Origin of the sequence: Butyrivibrio sp. MB2005 (assembly GCF_000424285.1) — a bacterium.
GTDB lineage: Bacteria > Bacillota > Clostridia > Lachnospirales > Lachnospiraceae > Butyrivibrio.
The window spans coordinates 1-1,396 of the sequence record NZ_AUJP01000047.1 but is presented as its reverse complement, the minus strand read 5'-3'; the positions used below and the strand labels follow the sequence as shown (position 1 = coordinate 1,396).

At 39.8% G+C, this 1,396-nt stretch carries 1 protein-coding gene; it reads left to right on the top strand.

Annotated elements, in window-relative coordinates; translation table 11 throughout:
• Nucleotides 1-114: 114 nt before the first annotated feature.
• A complete protein-coding gene (locus tag G610_RS0115155; protein ID WP_026525442.1) occupies nt 115-1,350 on the top strand; it encodes an IS256 family transposase in 1,236 nt (411 codons plus the stop codon).
• The last annotated feature ends 46 nt before the right edge of the window (nt 1,351-1,396 follow it).

Genomic DNA, 1,396 nt, shown 5'->3' with positions numbered 1-1,396 from the left:
AGTAACGTCCTTATAATGGTGTAAATTGAATATTGTATTATAAAAGCCACAGGCTCTTACCTTTAGGTATAATAGAATCACCACAACCCTAAATAATACCGGAGGTAGAACACAATGGCTCAACTCAATATTACTTTAAATCAGGATGAAATTCTACAATTATTGTCATCAGACCATGATGAGGCATTTCGTAAGCTTTTAACTGACAGCCTTAATGCTGTCCTGGTTGCTGAATCAACTGAGCAGCTTGGTGCTGAACGTTACGAGCGCAGCGATGAACGCATGGATAGCCGGAATGGTTCCCGCGAACGCAAACTCAATACGCGTATAGGTACAATCACCCTGTCTGTGCCCAGGCATCGCAATCAGCCTTTCAAAACACTTATATTTGAAAACTATTCCCGAAGCGAGGCTGCTCTTGTTGCATCAATGGCAGAAATGGTCGTTAATGGAGTCTCTACCCGAAAAATAAGCAGAGTAATGGAAACTTTATGTGGAACATCATTTTCAAAATCGACCGTTTCTGAAGTATGCAAAGATCTTGATGCCATTGTTGATGATTTTAAAAACAGAAAGTTAGATAACATCTATCCGTTCATGTATGTTGATGCAACCTACCTCAAAGTACGCGAAAACCATAGAATTACATCAAAAGCACTTATGATCGCTATGGCTATAACAAACGAAGGCAAACGCGAAATCATTGGATTTGAAGTATATGACAACGAATCCAAAGAAACATGGCGTACATTCATGGAAGGTCTCAAGAATCGTGGCCTTACAGGTTTAAAACTAGTGAGTTCAGACGCTCATGATGGAATAGTTTATGCCATAAGCAAAGTGTTCCCAGAAGTTCCATGGCAAAGGTGTCAAACGCATTTTTCAAGAAATATCATGGACCATGCTCCTAATAAATATCAGAAAGCAATACATGCCGGGCTAATTGATATGTATAATTCAAAAACCATCGAAGAAGCCCGTAAAAAGCGTGATGCCATTATCGAAGAATATAGCGATGTTGCAGACAAAGCCATGGAGTGTCTTGATTACGGCTTTGAGAGCGTAATGACAGTAATGGCACTCCCTGAGCGTATGAGACGTTTCTATAGAACTACAAACTATCTGGAACGGCTCAACAAGGAAATAAAACGCAGGTCAAATGTGATCGGTGTATTTCCAAATGTACAATCCATTATCAGAATCATGGGAAGTGTCTTACTTGAGCAAAATGACATGTATATGGCTCAGAATAAGATATCACTCACCAGAAAAGACTTTGATGAGCTGAACAACTCGTCAGCGAAACTGATAGAGATTGCAAAGGAACAGCAACGACTTTTAGCGGCCTGACAATTGGATACCTAAAGGTAATTTACACACAATAAAGGACTTGACC

Excerpts from the sequence above, each read along its gene's own strand:
- G610_RS0115155 (WP_026525442.1), top strand. The coding sequence starts at position 115 with ATGGCTCAACTCAATATTACTTTAAATCAGGATGAAATTCTACAATTA.